Raw genomic sequence first — 1574 nt, forward strand, 5'->3', positions numbered from 1 at the left:
TACTTCATTCACAGCAGCTATTGTGTTACAGAAGAAGGAGGAGAAACATGGAAAGACATGCATTTGCAATGAAAATAAAAGAAGGCCGGATGAATACCTACAGAAAAAAACTGGGAGAAATCTGGAAAGAACTGACAGATTTTCTGGACAGAAACGGAATCAGAAATTTCAGCATCTGGAATGCAGAGGAGCTGATCTTTGGATATTACGAAAACGAAGATGGAATGAAACTGGACCAGAAGGAGGAAGCGGTCAGATCTGCACTTATAGAAAAAATGCAGGATACATTTCAGTGGATTTCCGTGCCAGGCCAGGATATGCGCCTGATGTATCATGACTTTGGAATTGTAAGAGAATGCAAGGAACTGATCCGGCACAGAGTATTTATGACAAAACTGAAAGACGGCTGTGAAGAAGAGTATAAAATCCGCCATGACGGACTGATTGCAAAAAGGGGAGATACTGTAAATCCGGGGCCGGACAGTAATTTCAGTATCTGGAGTGCAGGCGGCTATATTTTTGGCTACAATGAGATTGACACGACTATGGAAGTTCAGGAGACTGCCGAAGCCAGAAAGGAGACCATTGCCTGGGAGACACATCAGTTGGAGATCATGGACTGGATCACCAATGATGTGGACTGGATGACAGGAGAGGTTCATGCAGACGTTAAACGTCTGGCATGGCACAGGTGATTCTTCCCCAGTCGATTACCACCTGTAAAATAGAGAGTAAATAATAACAAAAAACCTTCGGAGTCTGCGCCGAAGGTTTTTTGTGTACAGGAATATAAATAATGACCGGATCACCGTACATAATCCTTAAGATATTTCTGAGTGATATTGTCGATCAGGTGAAAGGTAAGACGAGCCATAGAGTCCGGAGATTCATGCTCGGCTCTGGACAGCCATGTTTTGATCATACCGACACAGCCGCTGAGACAAAAAGAGTAGGCATATGAAACCTCGTTGTCTGACAGGGAAAAGCTGTTCTGATCGAGAAATTTACTGGCAATCAGTGTCTCGATTCTTGCGACAAAATCCATGTCGCCATTTGGTCCCAGAAGGGCCAGAGCAAGATCACGGTTGCTGTCCATGATGGAGAAAAAACGAGCCAGGAAGGGAATGATCTTTTTTCGTTCAGTGCAGTGAACAGGACAGCCTTCCAGTGCTTCCCGAATTTCCAGCATGGCTTCTTCTTCAATTTTTTCCAGCATCTGATAGATATCGGTGTAATGAAGATAAAAAGTGGAACGGTTAATATCCACTTCATCGACAAGTTCCTTTACGGTAATTTCCTTTATACTTTTTTTCTGCATCAGGCGGGCAAGACCCTGTCTCAACTGAGCTTTTGTTTTTCTGACTCTTCGGTCAACTTTTTCAGCCATGAAAAAACCTCCAATCTTTTTGCAAAAAAAGGCATTGATTTGGTAGAAATATTGAATTTTATGTTTAGTAGACAAAATACAAAAAATATGTCGATTAGTAAATATTCAGCTCTTTTTTTGTCGCTTGTATTTTCCTTCAGTTTTAGTATAATACGCCTTGTAAAGAAAAGCAACATGTTGTTTATTA

2 protein-coding genes are annotated in these 1574 nt (G+C 41.6%); one reads left to right on the plus strand and one right to left on the minus strand.

Annotated elements, in window-relative coordinates:
- Positions 1-47 precede the first annotated feature (47 nt).
- Positions 48-695 (plus strand): L-rhamnose mutarotase, encoded by a 648-nt coding sequence (locus tag RDS42_RS14790; RefSeq protein WP_308784320.1) that lies wholly within the window; start codon positions 48-50, stop codon positions 693-695.
- 110 nt (positions 696-805) lie between these two features.
- On the opposite strand, the gene RDS42_RS14795 is transcribed toward RDS42_RS14790, so the two are convergent.
- Positions 806-1387, minus strand: coding sequence for a TetR-like C-terminal domain-containing protein (locus tag RDS42_RS14795; RefSeq protein ID WP_308784321.1), 582 nt, complete (start codon positions 1385-1387; stop codon positions 806-808).
- Positions 1388-1574 lie beyond the last annotated feature (187 nt).

This window comes from uncultured Blautia sp., from assembly GCF_902497045.1.
In the GTDB taxonomy this organism is placed as follows: Bacteria; Bacillota; Clostridia; order Lachnospirales; family Lachnospiraceae; genus Blautia_A.

Coding starts and splice junctions, on each gene's coding strand:
- RDS42_RS14790 (WP_308784320.1), top strand. CDS start 48: ATGGAAAGACATGCATTTGCAATGAAAATAAAAGAAGGCCGGATGAAT.
- RDS42_RS14795 (WP_308784321.1), bottom strand. CDS start 1,387: ATGGCTGAAAAAGTTGACCGAAGAGTCAGAAAAACAAAAGCTCAGTTG.